Here is a 2,962-nt window from a genome sequence, read left to right on the forward strand (position 1 = left end):
GGGAGTATTCAAGCTGCAGAAGCGGCTTTTAGTCACGATCTAACCTTCAATTTAAGCGGTGGTTATCATCATTCTCATAGTGATTTTGGCAGTGGCTTTTGTATTTTTAATGATTTAGCTATTGCAGCAGCACATTTAATAAATACAGAGCAAGCCGACACTGTTTTAATTTTTGATTGCGACGTACACCAAGGCGATGGCACAGCACAAATCACTCAAAACCATAACCAAATTATTACCTGCTCAATTCATTGTGAGCAAAATTTTCCTCGTAATAAGCAAGAGTCCACTTACGATTTTGCATTGCCCGCTAAAACAGCCGACGATGAGTACCTTGCTACATTAAAGCAAGCACTCGATTTTTGCGTGCGTATTCATAACCCCGATATTATTTTGTATAATGCAGGTGCTGATATTTACACAAAAGACGAGTTAGGCTTGTTTGATGTATCGCTCAATGGCGTATATAAACGCGACTTTTTTACTCTCAACTTTTGTAAGCAACACCAAATCCCACTAATGTGCGGCCTAGGCGGAGGTTATCAGCGTAATTTGAGTTCACTAATTAATGTTCATAAACAACTATTTAAAGCCGCTATCGATTTATAGCAAGCCATAGTATAGACTCAGTTAAACGGATTATTTTAAAGCGGTGGGAATATGCGATTACACGAAGACATACACAACTATTACGAAAAGATTGTAGTTGAAGAAATCATCAAACTTAAACTTGATGAAAAATATGATGAAGATGTAATGGCTGACTTTTGTTGTACGGTACTAAATCAGCTCCCGCCACGATATATTCGCTACGATGTAGATATGGCGTTTTATTTACCGCAATCAGAACGCATACATATGGAACAACGTGTACAAACCGCAATAAACGTTGCCATTAGCCAAATATCAAAAAAGAAAGAATTAAATGACAAGTCCACTTGATCAAGCCCCTACACATATTAAACTTGCAGTAGATTTAATTATGATACTAGAGCAACACGATGTTGCTCCAGAAGAAGTACTTAAAGCACTTGAAATAGTTAAAAGCGACTTTGAAAAGAAGTTAGAAAAGTCATAACTCTATTCTATTATTTGTATGTCGTGCTCGGTAACGCTACCTTCGTGCTTAGTGCAATCAATTTTAACTTCACCAAATGTACGCCTAGGCGAAGTTGAACGACGACAGGTCATATTTTGTGCTTTAACGCCAAATTGCGTTATATACAACGCAACTGTTTCGTCTATTTGTTGTTTTTGCTGCGTAGTCGCTGCACTGTAAAATACATCGTATTGCGCAGACCAATTTTCAACCCCCGCTTCTTTTGCAACGCCTAGCCAGCCCATCCCTAGTTTAGTAGATTGCTCCAAGTATTGGCCTTTCAAAAACATAAACGCCAACGTGTATTGTGCGCTTTTATAGCCTAGCCCAGCAGGCTCTTTTAAATAATTGAAAGCGGCCTCAAACTGTCCTTTTCGATACGCTTTAATACCATTGTATTCATTCTTTTTCATGGTGGTATCACTGTAAAGGTTGATTGAGCTTGAATTACATCCACCCAAAAAAGTGATAAATACCATAGAAACTACTGAGAACGTTTTCATTCTTATCCTTAATTTATTATTTTTATATGCCAGTTCCGAATATGGCTTACACTTTTTATAAACCCTGTTATTCTAAAAACCAATCAGCTTAATTAAAATACTATCATGAGCTTAGCAAGTTTACTGCGATTATTTTTTCTGGCCGCTATTTGGGGCGCATCATTTTTATTTATGCGAATGGCAGCTAACAGTTTAGGGCCTGCAGTATTAATTGAGTTTAGAGTTGGCTTTGCCGCAGTTACTTTATTTATTGTTACTTTGTATTTAAAACGCCGCTTAGCGTTTGTCCAACATAAAAAACACTTTTTTATTATAGGCGCGTTTAATTCTGCTCTGCCGTTTTTATTTTTTGCTTACGCAGCTCAAACTATAAGCGCATCCACACTCTCAATTTTAAATTCTACAACACCAATATGGGGTGTTGTCGTTGGAATTTTATGGACGAAAACAAAGCCCAATAAAAGTATGGTGCTTGGTTTACTACTTGGCTTAATAGGTGTTGCAATACTCGTTGGGCAAAATAATTTTGTATTAAATAGCCAATCAATTATAGCCATAGTCGCGGCATTGAGTGCTTCACTTTGCTATGCCATTGCATCGCATTACACTAAAAATGCGCCTAAACTGGCCCCATTCGATAACGCCCATGGCTCAATGTGGGCTTCAAGCTTTATGGTATTACCTCTTGTCTTATTTATGCCAATACGAGAAATACCAAGCACCAACATTATGCTAGGTGTATTAGTACTGGGCGTAGTATGTACCGCCCTTGCTTATATTTTATTTTTTAAATTAATCGACGATATTGGCCCAACCTCAGCACTCACCGTTACATTTTTAATTCCATTATTTGGCATATTTTGGGGGCATTTATTTTTAGATGAGCAAATAGGGCCAAATACATTACTAGGCGCACTATTTGTAATTGTAGGCACTATGCTGGTTACTGGTTTCTTACCACGAAAGAAGCACTTAGCTAAAACAAGCTAAGTGCTTTTACCAAACGCTTGCTTTTACGCCTTTTTGCTTAAATTTTCAATTAAGTCTTGGGCGCTAAAACTGTTGTCGCTTGGTTTTATCCCTTTGCCCATTTTAATATCAATCAGGGTGTGTACTTCTTTGCGTTTATCATTATTGCTTACCTGCACGCCTACGCTGCTTGTTGGGCGAGCGCGTGTTTCACAGGTTAATAAACCACAGCTTCGCTCATATTGCTGGCTGTGTGATGCACTAATAGATGACGCGGGAGCTTGCGATTTAGACTCAACAAAGGTTTCTTTATTAGTTACAACAAACCAGTCGTAGCCTTGTGCTTGTGTAAGCTCAGCCGCGCGTAATAATGCATAGTCACCGGCATCGG

6 protein-coding genes are annotated in these 2,962 nt (G+C 38.4%); 4 read left to right on the top strand and 2 right to left on the bottom strand.

Annotated features, from left to right (window positions below; translation table 11 throughout):
* The 3 genes from L654_RS0101405 to L654_RS1000000127170 all read left to right on the top strand — a co-directional run.
* Positions 1-609, top strand: a 609-nt coding sequence (locus L654_RS0101405) for a histone deacetylase (RefSeq protein ID WP_024607029.1), incomplete at its 5' end; no start/stop codon positions are given.
* Between the two features lie 51 nt (positions 610-660).
* Positions 661-942 carry a late competence development ComFB family protein gene (locus L654_RS0101410; protein WP_007584043.1) on the top strand — a complete coding sequence of 94 codons (282 nt, stop codon included), beginning with the start codon at positions 661-663 and terminating at the stop codon, positions 940-942.
* Complete coding sequence (locus L654_RS1000000127170) at positions 926-1,078, top strand: DUF2496 domain-containing protein (protein WP_076915489.1); 153 nt, start codon at positions 926-928, stop codon at positions 1,076-1,078. The genes L654_RS0101410 and L654_RS1000000127170 overlap by 17 nt, the downstream gene beginning before the upstream one ends.
* A gap of 2 nt (positions 1,079-1,080) precedes the next feature.
* Here L654_RS1000000127170 and L654_RS0101420 read toward each other — a convergent pair whose 3' ends face one another.
* Positions 1,081-1,602, bottom strand: a complete 522-nt coding sequence (locus tag L654_RS0101420; protein WP_007584047.1) for a sel1 repeat family protein — start codon at positions 1,600-1,602, stop codon at positions 1,081-1,083.
* Between the two features lie 105 nt (positions 1,603-1,707).
* Here L654_RS0101420 and L654_RS0101425 point away from each other — a divergent pair, with 105 nt between their 5' ends.
* Positions 1,708-2,592 (top strand): DMT family transporter, encoded by an 885-nt coding sequence (locus tag L654_RS0101425; RefSeq protein WP_024607030.1) that lies wholly within the window; start codon positions 1,708-1,710, stop codon positions 2,590-2,592.
* 23 nt (positions 2,593-2,615) lie between these two features.
* On the opposite strand, the gene L654_RS0101430 is transcribed toward L654_RS0101425, so the two are convergent.
* A partial coding sequence (locus L654_RS0101430; RefSeq protein ID WP_029753448.1) for a hypothetical protein occupies positions 2,616-2,962 on the bottom strand: 347 nt, incomplete at its 5' end.

The organism is Pseudoalteromonas sp. TAB23 (assembly GCF_000498075.1).
GTDB lineage: Bacteria > Pseudomonadota > Gammaproteobacteria > Enterobacterales > Alteromonadaceae > Pseudoalteromonas > Pseudoalteromonas arctica.

What these genes read in the sequence shown, in the direction of transcription:
- L654_RS0101410 (WP_007584043.1), top strand. Translation starts at nt 661, where the DNA reads ATGCGATTACACGAAGACATACACAACTATTACGAAAAGATTGTAGTT.
- L654_RS1000000127170 (WP_076915489.1), top strand. Translation starts at nt 926, where the DNA reads ATGACAAGTCCACTTGATCAAGCCCCTACACATATTAAACTTGCAGTA.
- L654_RS0101420 (WP_007584047.1), bottom strand. Translation starts at nt 1,602, where the DNA reads ATGAAAACGTTCTCAGTAGTTTCTATGGTATTTATCACTTTTTTGGGT.
- L654_RS0101425 (WP_024607030.1), top strand. Translation starts at nt 1,708, where the DNA reads ATGAGCTTAGCAAGTTTACTGCGATTATTTTTTCTGGCCGCTATTTGG.